Source organism: Catellatospora sp. KI3, from assembly GCF_029948125.1.
Taxonomy (GTDB): Bacteria; Actinomycetota; Actinomycetes; order Mycobacteriales; family Micromonosporaceae; genus Catellatospora.
Genome location: NZ_JASAMB010000031.1, coordinates 1 through 18,566, shown reverse-complemented (window position 1 = coordinate 18,566; position 18,566 = coordinate 1). Strand labels below are relative to the sequence as shown.

17 protein-coding genes are annotated in these 18,566 nt (G+C 72.0%); 8 read left to right on the top strand and 9 right to left on the bottom strand.

Going from position 1 to position 18,566, the window contains the following annotated elements; genetic code table 11:
* Window positions 1-85: 85 nt before the first annotated feature.
* Both QEZ54_RS32715 and QEZ54_RS32710 read right to left on the bottom strand, forming a co-directional pair.
* Window positions 86-1,090, bottom strand: a complete 1,005-nt coding sequence (locus tag QEZ54_RS32715) for a pirin family protein (RefSeq protein ID WP_281308630.1) — start codon at window positions 1,088-1,090, stop codon at window positions 86-88.
* A 126-nt stretch (window positions 1,091-1,216) separates the two neighbouring features.
* Window positions 1,217-1,579 carry a VOC family protein gene (locus QEZ54_RS32710; RefSeq protein WP_281308629.1) on the bottom strand — a complete coding sequence of 121 codons (363 nt, stop codon included), beginning with the start codon at window positions 1,577-1,579 and terminating at the stop codon, window positions 1,217-1,219.
* A 214-nt stretch (window positions 1,580-1,793) separates the two neighbouring features.
* On the opposite strand from QEZ54_RS32710, the gene acnA reads away from it, so the two are divergent.
* Window positions 1,794-4,544, top strand: a complete 2,751-nt coding sequence (gene acnA / locus QEZ54_RS32705) for an aconitate hydratase AcnA (protein WP_281308628.1) — start codon at window positions 1,794-1,796, stop codon at window positions 4,542-4,544.
* Between the two features lie 75 nt (window positions 4,545-4,619).
* Window positions 4,620-5,579, top strand: coding sequence for a pirin family protein (locus QEZ54_RS32700; protein WP_281308627.1), 960 nt, complete (start codon window positions 4,620-4,622; stop codon window positions 5,577-5,579).
* Between the two features lie 27 nt (window positions 5,580-5,606).
* On the opposite strand, the gene QEZ54_RS32695 is transcribed toward QEZ54_RS32700, so the two are convergent.
* The 4 genes from QEZ54_RS32695 to QEZ54_RS32680 all read right to left on the bottom strand — a co-directional run bounded on the left by QEZ54_RS32695 (window position 5,607) and on the right by QEZ54_RS32680 (window position 9,532).
* The gene (locus tag QEZ54_RS32695; RefSeq protein WP_281308626.1) at window positions 5,607-6,194 is read right to left on the bottom strand and encodes a hypothetical protein; all 588 of its coding nucleotides are present in this window, start codon (window positions 6,192-6,194) and stop codon (window positions 5,607-5,609) included.
* Between the two features lie 139 nt (window positions 6,195-6,333).
* A complete protein-coding gene (locus QEZ54_RS32690; RefSeq protein WP_281308625.1) occupies window positions 6,334-7,260 on the bottom strand; it encodes an RIO1 family regulatory kinase/ATPase in 927 nt (308 codons plus the stop codon).
* 180 nt (window positions 7,261-7,440) lie between these two features.
* Window positions 7,441-8,109, bottom strand: a complete 669-nt coding sequence (locus tag QEZ54_RS32685; protein WP_281308624.1) for an HAD family hydrolase — start codon at window positions 8,107-8,109, stop codon at window positions 7,441-7,443.
* Window positions 8,110-8,191: 82 nt separating this feature from the next.
* Complete coding sequence (locus QEZ54_RS32680; RefSeq protein ID WP_281308623.1) at window positions 8,192-9,532, bottom strand: DUF2637 domain-containing protein; 1,341 nt, start codon at window positions 9,530-9,532, stop codon at window positions 8,192-8,194.
* Window positions 9,533-9,727: 195 nt separating this feature from the next.
* On the opposite strand from QEZ54_RS32680, the gene QEZ54_RS32675 reads away from it, so the two are divergent.
* The 5 genes from QEZ54_RS32675 (at window position 9,728) to QEZ54_RS32655 (ending at window position 13,931) form a co-directional block, all read left to right on the top strand.
* Complete coding sequence (locus QEZ54_RS32675; RefSeq protein ID WP_281308622.1) at window positions 9,728-10,300, top strand: TetR/AcrR family transcriptional regulator; 573 nt, start codon at window positions 9,728-9,730, stop codon at window positions 10,298-10,300.
* A gap of 461 nt (window positions 10,301-10,761) precedes the next feature.
* The gene (ddaH, locus tag QEZ54_RS32670; RefSeq protein ID WP_281308621.1) at window positions 10,762-11,526 is read left to right on the top strand and encodes a dimethylargininase; all 765 of its coding nucleotides are present in this window, start codon (window positions 10,762-10,764) and stop codon (window positions 11,524-11,526) included.
* Between the two features lie 47 nt (window positions 11,527-11,573).
* On the top strand, window positions 11,574-12,500 hold the full coding sequence (locus QEZ54_RS32665; protein ID WP_281308620.1) for a TIGR04222 domain-containing membrane protein: 927 nt from the start codon (window positions 11,574-11,576) through the stop codon (window positions 12,498-12,500).
* Window positions 12,497-13,327: a DUF692 domain-containing protein gene (locus QEZ54_RS32660; protein WP_281308619.1), complete on the top strand. Its 831-nt coding sequence runs from the start codon at window positions 12,497-12,499 to the stop codon at window positions 13,325-13,327. The genes QEZ54_RS32665 and QEZ54_RS32660 overlap by 4 nt, the downstream gene beginning before the upstream one ends.
* Before the next feature lie 160 nt (window positions 13,328-13,487).
* On the top strand, window positions 13,488-13,931 hold the full coding sequence (locus tag QEZ54_RS32655; protein ID WP_281308618.1) for a hypothetical protein: 444 nt from the start codon (window positions 13,488-13,490) through the stop codon (window positions 13,929-13,931).
* 12 nt (window positions 13,932-13,943) lie between these two features.
* Here the strand turns inward: QEZ54_RS32655 and QEZ54_RS32650 are convergent, their stop codons facing one another.
* The 3 genes from QEZ54_RS32650 to QEZ54_RS32640 all read right to left on the bottom strand — a co-directional run bounded on the left by QEZ54_RS32650 (window position 13,944) and on the right by QEZ54_RS32640 (window position 17,032).
* The gene (locus QEZ54_RS32650; protein ID WP_281308617.1) at window positions 13,944-15,854 is read right to left on the bottom strand and encodes an ABC transporter ATP-binding protein; all 1,911 of its coding nucleotides are present in this window, start codon (window positions 15,852-15,854) and stop codon (window positions 13,944-13,946) included.
* Window positions 15,855-16,006: 152 nt separating this feature from the next.
* Complete coding sequence (locus QEZ54_RS32645; RefSeq protein ID WP_281308616.1) at window positions 16,007-16,768, bottom strand: enoyl-CoA hydratase/isomerase family protein; 762 nt, start codon at window positions 16,766-16,768, stop codon at window positions 16,007-16,009.
* A gap of 36 nt (window positions 16,769-16,804) precedes the next feature.
* A complete protein-coding gene (locus QEZ54_RS32640) occupies window positions 16,805-17,032 on the bottom strand; it encodes a helix-turn-helix domain-containing protein (RefSeq protein WP_212825574.1) in 228 nt (75 codons plus the stop codon).
* Window positions 17,033-17,179: 147 nt separating this feature from the next.
* Between QEZ54_RS32640 and QEZ54_RS32635 the strand changes: the two genes are divergently transcribed.
* Window positions 17,180-18,490, top strand: coding sequence for a hypothetical protein (locus tag QEZ54_RS32635; protein ID WP_281308615.1), 1,311 nt, complete (start codon window positions 17,180-17,182; stop codon window positions 18,488-18,490).
* Window positions 18,491-18,566 lie beyond the last annotated feature (76 nt).

Genomic DNA, 18,566 nt, shown 5'->3' with positions numbered 1-18,566 from the left:
ACGACATCCACCGCCGCAGGCAAAAGGAAGGGCCCCTTCTTATCGCTTAGCGACGTAGAAGGGGCCCTTCTTAACGGAGCCGAGGTCAGAGCACGTCGTGGCCGGGGTGGTCGGCGTCGCCGACGTCGACCCGGCGCGGCCCGCTCGGGATCACGCCGAGCCTGCCCGCCTGGTAGTCCTCGAACGCCTGGATCAGCTCGGCCTTGTTGTTCATCACGAACGGTCCGTACGCCGCGACCGGCTCGCGGATCGGCTGACCCCCCAGGATCAGTACGTCCATCCCGGCCGCGTTGCGGCTGTCCTGGGTCGGGTCGGCCGTCACGGTGATCACGTCACCGGCCCCGAACACGGCCAGGTTGCCCAGCTTGACCGGCCGCTTCTCCTCACCCACGGTGCCCGCACCCGCCAGGGTGTAGACGAGGGCGTTGAAGTCGGCCCGCCAGGGCAGCCGCAGCTGGGCACCCGGCGCCAGCGTGGCGTGCACCAGCGCGATCGGCGTGTGGGTGATGCCCGGCCCGCTGTGTCCGCCCACGTCACCGGCGATGACGCGCAGCAGCACGCCGCCGTCCGGGGAGCTGAGCAGCGACACCTGCCCGGCCCGGATGTCCTGGTAGCGCGGCGGCGACATCTTCTGCCGCGCGGGCAGGTTGACCCACAGCTGGAATCCGTGGAACAGTCCACCTGATACCACAAGCTCCTCTGGCGGGGCTTCTATGTGGAGAAGTCCGCTTCCGGCAGTCATCCACTGGGTGTCGCCGTCGCTGATCAGCCCGCCGCCACCGTGCGAGTCCTGGTGGCGGAAGGTGCCGTCGAGCAGGTACGTGACGGTCTCGAAGCCGCGGTGCGGGTGCCACGGCGTGCCCTTCGGCTCGCCGGGCGCGTACTCCACCTCGCCCATCTGGTCCATGTGGATGAACGGGTCGAGGGCGCGCAGATCCACGCCCGCGAAGGCGCGGCGCACCGGGAACCCCTCGCCCTCGAAGCCGGATGGGGCGGTGGTGACGGAAGTGACCTGACGGGGCACGGCCGCCGCACCGGGCTCGGGGACCCGGGGCAGCACTAGCAGGTCGTCCACGGTGACAGCGGGCATCACTTGCCTCCTCTAGTCGTTTACGTCTTGCACAATAGTTGAACCGTCAACGACTCTCCACCATTCCCAGCCCCGAGTTGTCGGCGCCACACGCAGAACCTCCGCGCGGCGCCAGAGTGAGCGGGGTCAGGCGGGTGGGTTGAGGAATTCGAGGCGGTTGCCGTGGGGGTCCTCGGTGTGGAAGCGGGGGGTGCCGGGGATCTCGGTGGGATCGGGCCAGGTGACGGGGTGGCCGGCGGCCGTGAGGCGGGCGGCGAGAGCGTCTAGGTCGGGGCGGATGATGGCCGGGTGCGCCTTGCGGGCGGGGCGGAAGTCGGCCTCGACGCCGAGGTGCAGCTCAGCGCCGTACGGGTCGACGAACCAGCACCCGCCGCGGGCCGCGAGCTTGGGCGGTTTGGGCTTCTCGACCATGCCGAGGACCCCGACGTAGAAGGCCCGCAGCACGTCCTCACTGCCCTCCGGGCAGGCGATCTGCACGTGGTGAAGCATGCCCCGCAGTCTGGCACGCCACCCCGAGCAAAACAAGACGGACGTACGGTTTGCGGCAGGCTGTCGTGCCGAACGGCTGCCCACGATGCGGGTTCGGCTTGCGCCAAAAACAAGACGGACGTACGGTTTAGTGGCGGGCCACCCGGAGTAAGCCTTGCCTTACCTGCGGGTGCCCAGACCTCTGCGAAAGACTTCAGCTTGTAACAGACCTGCTGTGAAGGAGTACGACGTGGCGAGCCTCGACACGTTCGGTGCCAAGAGCCAGCTGGCCGTCGGCGACGCCAGCTACGAGATCTTCACGATCGACAAGGTGAAGGGGCACGAGCGCCTGCCCTTCAGCCTGAAGATCCTGCTGGAGAACCTGCTCCGCACCGAGGACGGCGCGAACATCACCGCCGACCACATCAACGCCCTCGGCGGCTGGGACCCCACCGCCGAGCCCAGCGTGGAGATCCAGTTCACGCCCGCCCGCGTCCTGATGCAGGACTTCACCGGCGTGCCGTGCGTCGTCGACCTCGCCACCATGCGCGAGGCCGTCCGCGACCTGGGCGGCGACGCCTCCAAGGTCAACCCCCTGGCCCCCGCCGAGCTGGTCATCGACCACTCGGTGATCGCCGACGTGTTCGGGCGCCCCGACGCCTTCGAGCGCAACGTCGAGATCGAGTACGGGCGCAACCAGGAGCGCTACCAGTTCCTGCGCTGGGGCCAGACCGCGTTCAACGAGTTCAAGGTCGTGCCCCCGGGCACCGGCATCGTGCACCAGGTGAACATCGAGCACCTGGCCCGCGTGGTCATGCCGCGCAACGGCCAGGCCTACCCCGACACCGTCGTGGGCACCGACTCGCACACCACCATGGTCAACGGCCTGGGCGTGCTGGGCTGGGGCGTCGGCGGCATCGAGGCCGAGGCCGCGATGCTCGGCCAGCCGGTCAGCATGCTGATCCCGAAGGTCGTCGGCTTCAAGCTGCACGGCGAGCTGCCCTCGGGCGCCACCGCCACCGACCTGGTGCTGACCATCACCCAGCAGCTGCGCAAGCACGGCGTGGTGGGCAAGTTCGTCGAGTTCTACGGCCCCGGCGTCACCTCGGTGCCGCTGGCCAACCGGGCGACCATCGGCAACATGAGCCCCGAGTTCGGCTCCACCTGCGCGATCTTCCCGATCGACGCGGAGACCATCGCGTACCTGCAGCTCACCGGCCGCTCCGAGGCGCAGATCGCGCTGGTCGAGGCGTACGCCAAGGCGCAGGGCCTGTGGCACGACCCGTCGGTCGAGCCGGTCTACTCCGAGTACCTGGAGCTGGACCTGTCGACCGTGGTGCCGAGCATCGCCGGACCGAAGCGCCCGCAGGACCGGGTCGAGCTGACCAACGCCAAGACCGCGTTCCGGTCCGCGCTGCCCGACTACGTCAAGGACGACGAGACCGACGAGGAGGGCGAGGAGAGCTTCCCCGCCTCCGACGCCCCGGCCTCCAACGCCCGCGCGAGCATGGGCCGGGCCAGCAACCCGACCGTGGTCAAGGCCGCCGACGGCAGCGAGTACCAGCTGGACCACGGCGCCGTGGTGATCGCCTCGATCACCTCCTGCACCAACACGTCCAACCCGCAGGTGATGCTGGGCGCGGCGCTGCTGGCCAAGAAGGCCGTGGAGCGCGGCCTGCACGCCAAGCCGTGGGTGAAGACCACGCTGGCGCCGGGCTCCAAGGTCGTCATGGACTACTACGCCAAGGCCGGGCTCGTGCCGTACCTGGAGAAGCTGGGCTTCCACCTGGTCGGCTACGGCTGCGTGACCTGCATCGGCAACTCCGGCCCGCTGCCGGAGGAGATCAGCGCCGCGGTCAACCACAGCGACCTGGCCGTGGTGTCGGTGCTGTCCGGCAACCGCAACTTCGAGGGCCGGATCAACCCGGACGTCAAGATGAACTACCTGGCGTCCCCGCCGCTCGTGGTCGCGTACGCGATCGCCGGCACGATGGACATCGACCTGGCCCGCGATCCGCTGGGCACCGACGCCGACGGCAACCCGGTGTTCCTCGGCGACATCTGGCCGACCCCGGCCGAGGTGCAGGAGACCATCAACGGCGCGATCTCGGCCGAGATGTTCACCAAGGACTACGCCGACGTGTTCGCCGGCGACGAGCGCTGGCAGGGCCTGCCGACCCCGACCGGCGACACGTTCGCCTGGGCCGGCGAGTCGACGTACGTGCGCAAGCCCCCGTACTTCGAGGGCATGGCGGCGCAGCCGGGTCCGGTGAGCGACATCGCCGGGGCGCGGGTGCTGGCCAAGCTGGGCGACTCGGTCACCACCGACCACATCTCCCCGGCCGGTTCCATCAAGGCCGACTCGCCCGCCGGCAAGTACCTGGCCGAGCACGGCGTCGACCGCAAGGACTTCAACTCGTACGGCTCGCGCCGGGGCAACCACGAGGTGATGATCCGCGGCACGTTCGCCAACATCCGCCTGCGCAACCAGGTCGCGCCGGGCACCGAGGGCGGCTTCACCCGCGACTTCACCGCCGCGGACGCCCCGGTCAGCACGATCTACGACGCCAGCGTCAACTACCAGGCCGCCGGCATCCCGCTGGTGATCCTGTCGGGCAAGGAGTACGGCTCCGGCTCCTCGCGCGACTGGGCCGCCAAGGGCACCGCGCTGCTGGGCGTCAAGGCCGTCATCGCCGAGTCGTACGAGCGGATCCACCGCTCCAACCTCATCGGCATGGGCGTGCTCCCGCTGCAGTACCCGGCCGGGCAGAACGCCGACTCGCTCGGTCTGACCGGCGAGGAGACCTTCACCATCACCGGTGTGGAGGCCCTGAACGAGGGCACCACCCCGAAGACGGTCAAGGTCGTCACCGACAGCGGCGTGGCGTTCGACGCGGTCGTCCGCATCGACACGCCCGGTGAGGCGGACTACTACCGCCACGGCGGCATCCTGCAGTACGTCCTGCGCAAGATGCTCGAGAGCTGAGCGGTAAGCGAACACCACGCGGGGCCGGTCACATGGTGACCGGCCCCGTGTCGCGTCCGGCGTAGGGTCGCTTGCATGAGCAACGTGGAGACGGCACCGGTCGAGATCGAGTGCGGGCGCGAGGAGCAGCCCGAGGGTGCGGTGCACGAGCTGCTGCCCGGCCGGGAGGTGGTGCTGGGCGGGGTGCGGGGCATGGCGGTCAGCCGTACGCTGCCGCACCGCGACCGGCGCATGGTCGGCGCGTGGTGCTTCGTCGACCAGTACGGCCCCGCCGACCACGACATGCGCGTGCCGCCCCACCCGCACACCGGCCTGCAGACGGTCACCTGGCTGCTCGCCGGCGACGTGCTGCACCGCGACAGCCTGGGCAGCGAGGCGCTGGTCCGCCCCGGCCAGCTCAACCTGATGACGGCCGGGCACGGCATCGCGCACTCCGAGGAGTCCCCCGCCGGGCGTACCGGCCCGCTGCACGGGGTGCAGCTCTGGGTGGCCCTGCCCGAGCACGCGCGGAGCGCCGCGCCGCACTTCGAGAGCCACCGCGAGCTGCCGGTGCTGTCGCTGCCGGGGGCGACCGTGACGGTACTGATGGGTGAGCTGGGCGGGGCGATCTCACCGGCGAAGGCGTACACCCCGATCGTGGGCGCCGAGGCCTCCGTCTTCGCCGACACCACCGCGTTCCTGCCGCTGCGACCCGATTTCGAGTACGCCGCCCTGGTGCTCGACGGCGCCGCCGCCGTCGACGGGGTCGACCTCACCTGCGGCACCCTGCTCTACCTCGGCCACGGCCGGGACTGCCTGGAGATCCGGACCGGTGCCCCGGCCCGGGTGCTGCTGCTGGGCGGCGAGCCGTTCGCCGAGGAGATCGTCATGTGGTGGAACTTCGTCGGCCGCAGCCACGACGACGTCGCCGCCGCGCGCGAGCAGTGGATGGCCGCCGATGCCCGCTTCGGCGAGGTCACCGGGTACGACGGCGAGCCGCTGCCCGCCCCGGTCCTTCCCGCGACCCCGCTCAAGCCCCGCGGCCGCGTCCGCTGACGCGGACGCGGACGGGGGCTCCGCGGGTCAGTCGGCCCGGGGCATGCCCGCCGGGGCCTGGCCCACGGCGACTCCGGTGACGTCGATGACGAGCAGGCCAGGCGCGTGCGCGGCGACCGCCGCGGTGAACGCCTCCCGGTCCAGCCGGTAGCCGTAGGTCGGGCGGCTGGCCAGCACCACTTCCAGCGGGATGTGCCAGATGGTGCTCGCGATGCTCTCCGGCAGCACCGGGCGCAGCGGCGCGGGTGCACCGTCGGGCCCGCTCAGCCCGATGTACGTCGCCCGCACGACCAGGTGGTCGACGCGGAACAGGGTGATCTCGCCGATGCCCGACCACGGCACGAACGCCGACGTGCGGGCCTGGATCGGCGGGCGGCCGCCGAACATGATCCCGTTCTCGTCCACCCGCAGCGCCTCGCGGCGCAGCAGGATGAGGGGGCCGTACAGCGCCAGGATGGTGACGGACAGCGCGAGCCCGCCCGCTACCAGCACCACCTGCGGATCCTCGGGCAGGTCGAGCAGCAGCCCGGCCGCGGCCGCGATCAGGCCGACCGCGATGGCGGTGCGGGTGATCGGCCCGAGCCGGTAGTACGCGACATAGGTCGTCGAAGACACCGCGTGATCATGGCGCCCCGACCCCCGCCGCGCAACCCCCTCCCCCACCGGACCCGGTCGCGCTCAAGCTGCCGGGCGATCGGGCGTATCCGAGCACCTGATACGCCCGATCGCCCGGCGACTTCGACCCGGTGACGGGTCAACGGAGGCCGGCCTCCGCGAGGAGGTCGGCCGTGAGGGCGGCCTCGTCCAGGTTGGGGAGGCCGCGGGCGGTGAACCAGGTCGCGACGTTGTGGACGTCGCGGGCCAGGAACCGCTTGCCCTGCGGGTTGGCGACCATGTCCACGATCTGCGGCAGGTCGATGATGACCAGCCGCCCCTCGTGCACCAGGATGTTGTACGGCGACAGGTCGCCGTGGGCGTACCCGGCGCGGGCCAGCACGGTCAGGCCCAGCACCAGCTGCCGCCACAGGTCGGCCAGCTCCTTCTCGTCCGCGCGCACCTGCGCCAGCCGGGGCGCCGCCGTGCCGTCGGGTTTGCCGATGAACTCCTGCAGCACCTCGGTGCCCAGGATCTGCACCGGGTACGGCGTGAACGCCGGCACGTCCAGCTGCTTGGCGATCTCCCACAGCCGCACCAGGGCGTTGAACTCCGCCCCGGCCCAGGTGCCGGCGATCGCCTCCTTGCCGAACGAGCTGCGGCTGGCCATGGCCCGGTTGACCCGCGACTCCTTGACCCGCCGCCCCTCCAGGTAGCCCGCGTCGCGGTGGAACATGCGGTGGTCGTGGCTGCGGTAGCGCTTGGCGGCCAGCAGGCAGCCCCGCCCGGTGTGCGGAATGTGCCGGTGCAGCAGGAAGACGTCGGCCTCCTTGCCGGTCTTCAGCACGCCGCGCTCGACATCCACCGCCGCCAGCTCGGTGACGAGCCAGTCCGGGTGCGGCTCAGGGCCGCGTTCCAGCGGGGTGGAGAGGTCCCAGGTGGACCAGCGATCGCCGAACTCCGGTTTGTCGGGAGTCTCGTCCCACTCGGGTTCTTCGTCGAAGTACTTCTCGTAGGTCAGTTCGTCGTCGTCGAAACGGTTCCGGCTCTTGCCACGGCCGGTACGCGGGAAGTCGTGCTCTCGCACTGGAAGGGCTCCTTGACGGATACGAAGTCAATGAAGAAGGAAGAAGACGGGCAGCACACAGCGACGGCAACCATCACGACTCGACCTCCTTCAGACTCCGCCCGGCATCCAGCCAGGCCCTACGGCACAACGCGACCGATTCTGCCAGCCCCGCCCCTGCTGGTGTCAACTCTTTTTCCGTCACCCGCGCATGCGATGGGGCGGGTCGGCGGCCAGGACGGCGGCGACGGCCTGGATCGCGCCGTCGGCGATGCGGGTGGGGCCGAAGCGGCGCTCGGTCCACTTGCGGCCGCGGTGGATCCACACACTGGGGATGCCGATGGTGGTGGCGCCGCCGATGTCGGCCTCGGGGCTGTCGCCGATCATCCAGGCTCCGCGCAGGCGCATCCGGGCCCGCTCGGCCGCGATCTCGAAGATGCGCGGGTTGGGCTTGCGGCAGTCGACCTCCTGGGACACCACCCAGTCGGCGACGAACCGGTCCAGCCCGGTACGGCGGATCTTGCCCTCCTGCTGGCGGGTCTCGCCGTTGGTGACGATCACCGGGATCCACCCGGCGTCGGCGGCGATCCGCAGCGCCGCACCGACCATCGGGTCGAGCCGGGTGGCCTCGATCTGGCCCTCGTGCAGCTCGTCGACCAGGTCCACCACCGAGTTGCGCAGCCGGTAGCGGTCCCGAATGGCGTCGGCCAGGTCCCAGCGCGAGGTCAGGCCGTCGGCGTCGGCGTCGATGAGCCAGTCGATGTCGTACGGCGGGGCGGCTATCTCGGACAGGAACCGAGAACCCCAGGTCCGGAAAGCGCCCGCGCGGTCGACCAAGGTGTTGTCGAGGTCCAACAGCAACAGAGGCACGCGGGCACCTTACGTGACGGGGGACACGCTGGTGAAGCCCCCTGCGGTACGGGAAACCTGCCAGAAACGAAATCTACTCGGATCACACGAGGTCTGCATCGACGCCGAACGTGTCGCGGGACCGGGCTGCCTTGATCTGCTGGCGGGCCCAGTTCTCGCTCGGCGTCCGGCCGTACTCCCGGGTGGCCCACTCGCGTACGCCGCCCACGGTGACCTCCTCGCCACGGGCCAGCGCGGCGGCGATCATCTGCTGCACCGGCTCCTGGATGTGGTTGAGCATCCCGCGCGCGGTGATCTCGGAGGTGTCCGACAGCGGCCGGTGGCCCATCGGCTCCCGACCGGCCGGGGCGCTCCACACCGACTCCAGCGTGGCCCGCAGCTCCGGGTCGAGGAACGAGCCGCGCTCGTCGCGCTCGGGCACCAGCTCCTGGCTCGGCGGCTGCGGCTGCGGCTCCGGCTGGAGCGGCGCGGGCGGAGGCGGGGGCGGCGGTGCGACCTGGGCGACCGGTGCGACGGGGGCGGGCTGGTGCAGGACCGGCTGGTGGTGCTGCACCGGGACGCCGTTGCGGCCCGGCTCGCCGCCGCGCCAGGCGGCGGTGCGGGCCCGGCGCACCTCGGCGCGCGCCTGCACCTCGACCAGCTTGGCCTGCTGCTCCTCGCGCACCAGCAGGGCGCCGTGCAGGCGGCGCTGGCGCTTGGCCTCGCGGATGTCCTCCAGGTGCGCCAGCGCGTTGCGCACGGTGGGGCGGACGCCCTCCAGCGGCGGGTAGACCACCCAGGCGCGGCGGGCGGAGAAGGTCGACAGCGGCGCGTACAGCCAGCGCTGGCCGAAGCGCGGGTAGCGGGTCTTGAGCGCCACCTCGTCGTCGTAGGCGGCCATGAACTGGTCCAGCAGCTCGTGGAACATCGCCATGCCGGCGAAGGAGAGGAACGCCAGGTAGAGGCCGGCCCACAGGGACCACTCGTCGCGGCCGTGCACGAAGTTGAGCGTCGCCGACACCGTCGCGGCGGCGAGCACGATCTTGTATGCCCGGCCGGGGTGCCGGCCGCGCTTGACCGCCACGAACGCCCACGCGCCGAAGGAGATGCTGATGCCGTCCAGGCTCAGCGGCACCAGGATGTTCGTCCAGTGGTCCCACGACATCACGTCGCGGGCGAACCCGGTCAGGCCGATGAAGGACACGCCCATCACCGACAGCCAGACCAGCACGGTCGGGATCAGCGCGGCCAGGAAGGTGGCGGTGTCCTTGGCCTTCTCCCGGCGCGTGGTGAACGCGCCCTGGTTGGCCAGCCGGTGGCCGCGCCGCCGTCCGGCGGCCCGCGCCAGCGGCAGGCCGACGATGAGCGACAGTGTCAGCACCGACACCACGAGCACCATCACCCAGGTCGGCACCCAGGTCGTCGTCAACTGGTTGAGATCCACAGCGCGCACCCTCCCCGGTGAACCGGGCGTGCGGCGTCCACCGCCCACCCGACCGCTTCCGTCGCGCGTCGCGGCGGGAGCCGCGAGGATTCTTCCATGCCCGCGTGCCGAGCGCGACGCGTCGCAGCGACATCACCCATGGTCAAGCCGTACGTACGGATTGCATGTGGCGGGGCGACCTGCGAAGATCGCTTTGTGCCCAGGGTGAGTCAGGACCAGCTCGACGCCCGCCGCCACGAGATCCTCGCGGCGGCCCGCGCGTGCTTCGCCCGCTACGGCTACGAGGGCGCCACGGTGCGCCGCCTGGAGCAGGCCACCGGGCTGTCCCGGGGCGCGATCTTCCACCACTTCCGGGACAAGGACTCGCTGTTCCTGGCCGTGGCCGAGGACGACGCGGTGGAGATGGCCGCGACCGTGGCCGCCAACGGCCTGGTGCAGGTCATGCGCGACCTGCTGACCCACGCCGAGGACCCGGACGCGGCGGGCTGGCTGGGCACCCAGCTGGAGGTGGCCCGGCGGCTGCGTACCGACCCGGCCTTCGCCAAGCGGTGGGCGCAGCACTCCGACGCGATCGACCGCGCCACCCGCGAGCGCCTGCAGCGCCAGGCCGGGGCGGGCGTGCTGCGCGAGGACGTGCCGCTGGACGTGCTCACGCACTTCCTGGAGCTGGCGTACGACGGGCTGGTCAAGCGGTTGGCGATGGGCGGCTCGGCCGACGCCTTCGGGCCGGTGCTGGACCTGATCGAGGAGACGGTCCGCCGCCGCTGAAACGGGCACGGCGCGCGTCCGTACCCGGACATGACGAACCCCGGGGTTCCGCGCGGGTGCGCGGGCCGGTCGGACAAACCGGACATCCCCCGGGGCTCGGGTGGCCACCTGGAATTCGCCGGACCGCTGACACACGGCCTCGACCATTCCATCGGACCTGATGGTCTCGACGAAGATCAGTCGATGACAGCCGCCTAGCGGGCAGCCACCTCACGTGTCCTGTAGCTACTCAAAGCTGGACCACCTCCTTTCCCGTGTACCGCGAATCTATCCACGTGATCGAGGCGTCGGCAAGGGTATTTTCCGCCGTGGCGGGCCGGGGCTAACGTACGGCGGCATGACAACATCTCTGCAACCATGGCACGTGCTGCTGCTCGGGTGCCTCTGCGCGGTCATCGTGGCCGCCGCCGTGGTCCTCACGGCCGTGGTCGTCATCCACAACAACAAGAAGAAGTGATCGCTTGACCGGCACCGCACTGCTGCGCCGCCCCGGCCGCCTCCTGGCCGAGGGCATCGTCACCCACATCGACCGCTCCCCCGTCGACCTCGACCTGGCCCTGGCCCAGCACGAGGCCTACGGGCGGGCGCTGGCCGAGCACGGCTGGACCCCGCGCTACGCGCCGGAGGCCGACGACTGCCCCGACGCCGTCTTCATCGAGGACCAGGTCATCGTCGTCGACGACCTGGCGGTGCTGGCCAACTCCGGCGCGCCGCAGCGCCGGGCGGAGGCGGCCGGAGCCGAGGCGGCGGTGCGCGAACTCGGGCTGCGCGTGGCGCGCGTCGCCGCGCCGGGCACCCTCGACGGCGGCGACGTGCTGCAGGTCGGCTCGACCGTCTACGTCGGACGCGGCGGGCGCACCAACGGCGAGGCCATCCGGCAGCTGCGCCAACTGCTGGCGCCGCTGGGCCGCACCGTGGTGGCGGTGCCGCTGGGCGAGGTGCTGCACCTCAAGTCGGCGGTGACCGCGCTGCCCGACGGCACGTTCCTGGCCCTGCCGGACCTGGTGCCCACCGGCCTGTTCCCGGCCGTGCGCCCGGTACGGGAGGAGGGCGGCTGCCACGTGGTGCCGCTGGGCGGCGACCGGATCCTGCTGGCGGCGTCCGCGCCGCGTACCGCCGAACTGCTGGTGGATCTGGGTTTCGCGCCGGTGGTCGTCGACATCGGCGAGTTCGAGAAGCTCGAGGGCTGCGTGACCTGCCTGTCGGTCCTGGTTCCCGGCCGGTAGCACGCAGGGCGCATCATGAAGGCCCCTCTTCTACGAAGGAGACCTTCATGGACGACGGTGCCACCTGGGGCATCCCGGGGCCCACGTTCCTGTGGCTCTATCTCGGCCTGATCGCGGTGGTGCTGGTCGGCACGCTGATCCACCGGAAGCGGCTGTTCGCCGGACCGGACTCGGTGCGCGTCGACCAGCTCACCCCGCAGCAGGTCGCCTACCTCAGCGACGGACCGCGCCTGGTCGTGTACGCGTCGCTGACGTTCCTGCGCCAGTCGCTGGCGATCGAGACCGGCCCCGACGGCCGGCTGCGCCGCAGCGGCGGCCTGCCCGCCGGGGCGACCTCGCTGGACGCGGCGGTGCTGCACGCGGCGGGCAACGGCGCCCGGGTCAGCGAGCTGAGCGCCGACCGGTCGGTGGCCGCGGCCCTGGAGGAGCTGCGCTCCTCGCTGGAGCGGGCCGGGCTGGTGGTCGGCCCCGACGTCGCCCGCACCGCCCGGCGCGGGGCGTACCTGCTGCTCGCGGTGCTGGCGCTGGGCCTGTTCCGGGTCTGGGCGGGCGTGCGGAACGACCGGCCCGTCGGGAACCTGATCGCGATCATGGTCCCGCTGCTCATCGTCAGCCTGGTCATGCTGGTGGTCCGCCGGACCCGCACCCGGGCCGCGACCAACGCGCTCTACGACGCCAAGAAGCAGTACTTCCACCTGTCGCCCACCCAGCGCCCATCCTGGGCCACGTACGGCGCGGCCGGGGCCGCCATGGGCGTGGGCCTGTTCGGGGCCGCCGCGCTGTGGAGCGCCGACCCGGCGTTCGCCGCCGACGCCGGGATCGACCAGGTCCGGCAGCGGGTCGGCGACGACGGCAGCACCACGTACTCGTGCAGCACCGGATCGTCGTGCAGCGGCGGCTCCTCCGACAGCGGCGGCGGCTCGTCCTGCGGCGGCGGGTCCTCGTGCGGCGGTGGCGGCGGGTGCGGGGGATGACCCCGCTGGCCGGGCGCGGTGTCGGCATCGGCTGGCGGCCCGAGATCGCCGGGTTCGTGGCCCAGCTGCCCGGACTGCGCTTCGTCGAGGTCGTCGCCGAGTCGGTGCCGCACCGGGGCCACGGCGAACCGCACCCGGCGCTGGCCGAGCTGGCCGGCGCCGGGGTCGCGGTGGTGCCGCACGGGGTGAAGCTGTCCCTGGGCGGCGCCGAGCCGGTCGACCCGCACCGGGTCGAGCACCTGGCCCACTGCGCGCGGGTGCTGCGGGCGCCGCTGGTCAGCGAGCACATCGCGTACGTGCGCGCGGGCGGGCTGGAGGCCGGGCACCTGCTGCCGGTGCCGCGCAGCCGGGCGGCGGTCGCCGCGATCGCCGCCAACGTCGCCCGGACCACCGCCGAACTGGACGTGCCGCTGGCGCTGGAGCCGATCGCGGCCCTGTTCGACTGGCCCGACGACGAGCTCACCGAGGCGCAGTTCCTGACCGAGGTGCTGGACCGCACCGACGCGCTGCTGCTGCTCGACATCGCCAACGTGTACGCCAACGCCCGCAACCGCGGCACCGACCCGCTGGCCCTGCTCGCCGAGCTCCCCCTCGACCGGGTGGCGTACGTGCACGTCGCGGGCGGCTCCGAGCGCGGCGGCCACTACCACGACACGCACACCGACCCCGTGCCGGTCGAGGTCCTGGAACTGCTGCGCGAGCTCTGCGACCGCACCCGGCCCCCCGCCCTGCTGCTGGAGCGCGACGGCGACTACCCGCCCGCCGCCGCCCTGCGCGCCGACCTCGACGCCATCTCCCACGCCTCCGGCTACCCGGTGATCACATGACGCCACTCGGGCGCCGCGGGTGCGTGCAGTTTCGGGGAAACTGCCGGAATCTTGGCCCGCATTCGTGCACTTTCCCGGAAACTGCACGCTCCGCCGACGCCCGCGGCGGCGCGGCCGACGGCGCGCGTGGCGGCGCGCGAGGTGGCGCGCGAGGTGGCGCGTGACGGCGGAGGGCTGGCGCGACGAGCTCGCGCGGCGGCAGGAGGAGCTGGTCCGGGCGCTGGTCGGCGGAGGTGCCCTGCCGGGCGGGTTCAACCCGCGCGACGTCGGGGCGACGCGGGACGCGCTGCTGCGCAAGCGGGCCGGTGAGGTGGCCCGGGTGTGGCCGCGGCTGGCCACCTCGGTCGGGCCGGGCCGCTGGGCGGCGGAGTTCGGCGCCTGGGCGGCGGGGCGGCCGCCGCAGGGTTCGCTGCGCGACGGCTGGGACTACGCGCGGGCCCATCCGCCGACCGGTGCGGCCGTGCTGGAGCTGGCAGAGCGGGAGCTGCTGTGGTCGTACGACAGCAGCTCCGCGCCCCGTCCCCGCCGAGGACTCGGCCTGCGCCGGGTCGACGGGGTGTTCCTGGTCCGCTTCCGCGGACGGATCCACCGCTGGTCACGGTAGTCCACGCCAACGTTAGCCCAGCACGGCGGCCTGTGGATCAGCCGCCAGTTCCGGCCGGACCGGCGACTCGGTCACGCTGAACTGCGTCCGGTACAGGTCGGCGTACAGCCCGCCCTCGGCGAGCAGCTGCTCGTGGGTGCCCCGCTGGACGATGCGGCCCCCGTCGAGCACCAGGATCTGGTCGGCCTCGCGCACGGTCGACAGCCGGTGCGCGATGACCAGCGAGGTGCGGCCGGTCAGCGCGGTGGTGAGCGCCTGCTGCACCGCGGCCTCGCTCTCGGAGTCCAGGTGCGCGGTGGCCTCGTCCAGGATGACGATCGACGGGGCCTTGAGCAGCAGCCGGGCGATGGCGATGCGCTGCTTCTCGCCGCCGGAGAAGCGGTAGCCGCGCTCGCCGACGACGGTCTCCAGCCCGTCGGGGGTGTTGCGGACCAGGGTGTCGATCTGCGCGGCGCGCAGCGCGGCCCACAGCTCGTCGTCGGTGGCGTCGGGCTTGGCGTAGCGCAGGTTCTCGGCGATGGTCTCGTGGAACAGGTGGGCGTCCTGGGTGACCACACCGATGGTGTCGCGCAGCGACTGCTGGGTCGCCTCGCGTACGTCGACGCCGCCGACGAGGACGCTGCCGGAGGTGGCGTCGTACATCCGGCTGACCAGCATCGAGGTGGTGGATTTGCCCGCGCCGGACGGCCCGACCAGCGCGACCAGCTGGCCCGGCTCGACGGTGAAGGAGACCCCGCGCAGCACCGGCTCGGTGGCGGCCCGGTCCAGCACCGCCACATCCTCCAGCGAGGCCAGCGACACCTCGCTGGCGGTCGGGTAGCGGAACACCACGTCGCGGAACTCGACGCGGGCCGATCGCGGCGGCAGGTCGACCGCGCCGGGCTTCTCGGCGATGGCCGGCTCCAGGTCGAGGATCTCGAAGACGCGGTCGAAGGAGACCAGGGCGCCCATCACGTCGACGCGGACGTTGGACAGGGCGGTGATGGGGCCGTACAGCCGGGTGAGCAGCAGGGCCAGGGCGACCACGGTGCCGGCCTCGATCCGGCCCTGCACCGCGTACCAGCCGCCCAGGCCGTAGACCAGGGCTGTGGCCAGCGACGCGACCAGCATCATGGCGGCGAAGAAGGTGCGCGAGAACATCGCGCTCTCCACGCCGATGTCGCGCACCCGGCCGGCCCGCCGCGCGAACCGGTCGGCCTCCACCTCGGGGCGGCCGAACAGCTTGACCAGCAGCGCCCCGGCCACGCCGAACCGCTCGGTCATGGTGGCCTGCATCCGCGCGTTGAGGTCGTACGACTCCTTGGTGATCTCCGCCAGCCGGTGCCCGACCCGGCGCGCGGGCAGGATGAAGACCGGCAGCAGGACCAGCGACAGCGCGGTGATCTGCCAGCTCAGCGTGAACATCACGGCCGCGGTCAGGATGAGCTGGATGATGTTGCCGACCACGCCGGACAGCGTGCTGGTGAAGGCGCGCTGGGCGCCGAGCACGTCGTTGTTGAGCCGGCTGACCAGGGCACCGGTCTGGGCGCGGGTGAAGAACTGGACCGGCAGGCGCTGGACGTGGTCGTACACCCTGGTGCGCAGGTCGTAGATGAGGCCCTCGCCGATGCGGGCGGAGTAGTAGCGCTCGACCAGCGACAGCACCGCGCTGACCACGGCCAGGCCGGCGATGTACAGCGCGATCCGGACGACCGTGGCGCCCGCGTCGTCGTCGCGGGCGCCGCCGGGCGGCGGCGCGATCACGTCGACGACCTTGCCCGCCAGCAGCGGGGTCACCACGCCGATCACCGCACCGAGCACGATGGTCACCAGGAACACCGTGATCTCGGTCCGGTACGGGCGGGCGAAGCCGAGGATCCGCTTGGCGGTCTGCCGACCTATCTTTCGGTCCTCGACGCTCTGCCCTCTTCGCATGGAACGCATGAGCTGTTCCATGCCCCCCGCGCCACCTGGATGCATTACGCGCCTCTCGCTATTCCGTCGGTCAGCCCGATTTAACGCGACTGCGAAACGGAAAATTCCTTAGCGGGGCTAATGATATGCCGACGTCATTCGGAGAGGAAAGGCGGGAATGGCTACTCGCCCAGTCCCGCCAGATCCCGAATACGGCGGGTCTGCGCTTCGCGCTCGGCCCGTTCCTGTTCCGGATAGCTTCGCCCGGAGGCGCCGGACAGCAATGCCTTGATTTCGACGACCGCGTCGCGCGGCCCCGCGAGCACCGCCTGCGCCAGATCGGCGGCGGCCGCGTCCAGCTCGTCCCGGGCCACGACCAGGTTCACCAGGCCGATCCGCTCGGCCTCGGCCGCGCCGACCTTCCGGCCGGTCACGCACAGCTCCAGCGCCCGGCCGTAGCCGACCAGCTCGACCAGCCGCTTCGTGCCGGTGAGGTCGGGCACCAGCCCGAGGGTCACCTCGGCCATCGCGAACACCGCGTCGTCGGCGGCGATGCGCAGGTCGCAGGCCAGCGCCAGCTGGAAACCGGCGCCGATGGCGTGCCCCTGCACCGCCGCGACGGTGACCAGGTCGGGCCGCCGCAGCCACGAGAACGCCTGCTGGAACTCCGCGATCCGGTCCGCGCACGCCTCCGGGCTGACCCGGGCCAGCTCCTGGAACTCGCCGCCGGCCACCACGCTCAGGTCCAGGCCCGCGGAGAACGACCGCCCCTCACCGCGCAGGACCACCACCCGCACGTCGCCGGGCAGGCTGCGGGCGAACTCGCTCAGCGCCGCCCACAGGGCCGGGGTCTGCGCGTTGCGCACCTGCGGACGGTCCAATGTGACCGTCGCGACCGGACCCTCGACAAGAACGCGAAAGCCGGTCGCTGTCTCGTCAGACATCGGCCGGCCCCCACTGCTGCTTTGGTGCAAGCGGAATCATGCCTTCTTCCGCCGCCTGGCTCCGCCGCGCTGCCGCAGGGCCACACCGGACTCGGTGAGCACGCGGTGGATGAATCCGTAAGAGCGACCAGTAGACGCTGCCAGCGCGCGGATGCTCTCACCCGACGTGTAGCGCTTCACGAGGTCCTTGGCGAGCGTCTGGCGTTCGGTGCCGACGATCCGGCGACCCTTCTCGGTGGCGGTAGCTGTACCGGTGGCTGCCATGTTGACTTCCTCACGTCCCGGACGATGCGGTTGCGGTCCCACCTATTAGACCGCCTCCGACGATCATGCGCTAGATATCAATTCCATGCCAACCGACACGCAAGGTGCTGTCGGGTACCCGATAGCCCGCATATAGCGTATGGCGCCATGACGGCTGAACCTCCGAGCGACCGCGCCAGGCAGTGCCGCGACCTGTTGGGCTGGTCGCTGCTCGTCGCCATCGGCCTGCTCGCGACCTGGGTGGCGGTGCGCGCCGGGGCCCGGCTCGGCACCGCCAGCGCACCGTTCCTCGGCAGCTACCGGCTGAAGGTGTCCCCGCTGTCGGTGCTCGCGCCGATGGTCGCCGGGGCCGTCCTGGTGGCCGCCTGGCGCGGATGGATCCATCGACTGCCGTGGTGGGCGATCAGCTCCGGCTCGGCGGTCGCGATGTTCGCCTGGGCGGCCGCGCTGGCTCTGGTCGACGGGGCCGACGGATTCACCCGTTCGCTGTCGCCGGACAGCTACCTGGGCGACGTGCAGGAGGTCGGCGACCATCCGCTGGACTATCTGCGTACTTTCACCAGCCGCTCGGCCGAGCACACCACCGCCACCCGCGGGCATCCACCGGCGCCCGTACTGCTGCTGTGGGCCGTGCAGCGGCTCGGCGTGACCAGTCACCTGACGTTGGCGCTGCTGGTCACCGCGGTCGGGGCGCTGTCGCTGCCGCTGATCCTGGCGGCGGTGCGGGACATGGGCGGCGAGGTGACCGCGCGGGCGTACGCGCCGGTGCTCGTGCTCGCGCCGTACGCGGTGTGGGTGGCGGTGTCGATGGACGCCGTGGTCGCCACGATCGGGGCCGCGATGACGCTGGCCGGGGTACGCGCCACCCGGCGGCACGGCTGGCGCGCGGCGCTGTGGGCGGTGGCGGCGGGGCTGCTGCTCGGGGTGGCGGCGCTGTTCTCGTACGCGGCGGCGTGGCTGGGACTGTCGGTGGTGTGCCTGTACTTCGCGCGCCGGCGGGCCGCCCTCAACCTGTTCAGCGGGCTGGGTGCGCTGCTGCCGGTGCTGGGCGCGGCCCGGCTCGGGTTCGTCTGGGCCGACGGGCTGGGCGCGGCCTACGACGACTTCAACCAGCGCATCGAGCCGCACCGGTCGGTGCTGTGGTGGAGCCTGATCAGCGTGTGCGCGCTGCTGCTGGCGGCCGGGCCCGCGCTGTACGCGAGCCTGCGCAAGGTGCGCAACACCCCGGGCTGGCCGTTCCTGGTCGGCGCGGGTGCGGCGGTGCTGTTCTCGATCGGGGCGGGGCTGGCGCGCGGCGGGATCGAGCACGCGTGGCTGCCGTACTTCCCCTGGCTGACCCTGGCCGCCGTGGCCCCGGAACGCCCCGGTGGCGAGCCGGTGGCGTCTCCGCTGCTCCTGGTCGCCGTCGGCGCCGCCTCCGCGATGGTGATCGAGGCGGTGCTCGCCACGCCGTGGTGACACCGAACGGCGTCGGGACGGCGTCGAGGGCCCACCCTTAGCATCGACAGTGGCCTATCCAGAGGACGGATTCCGC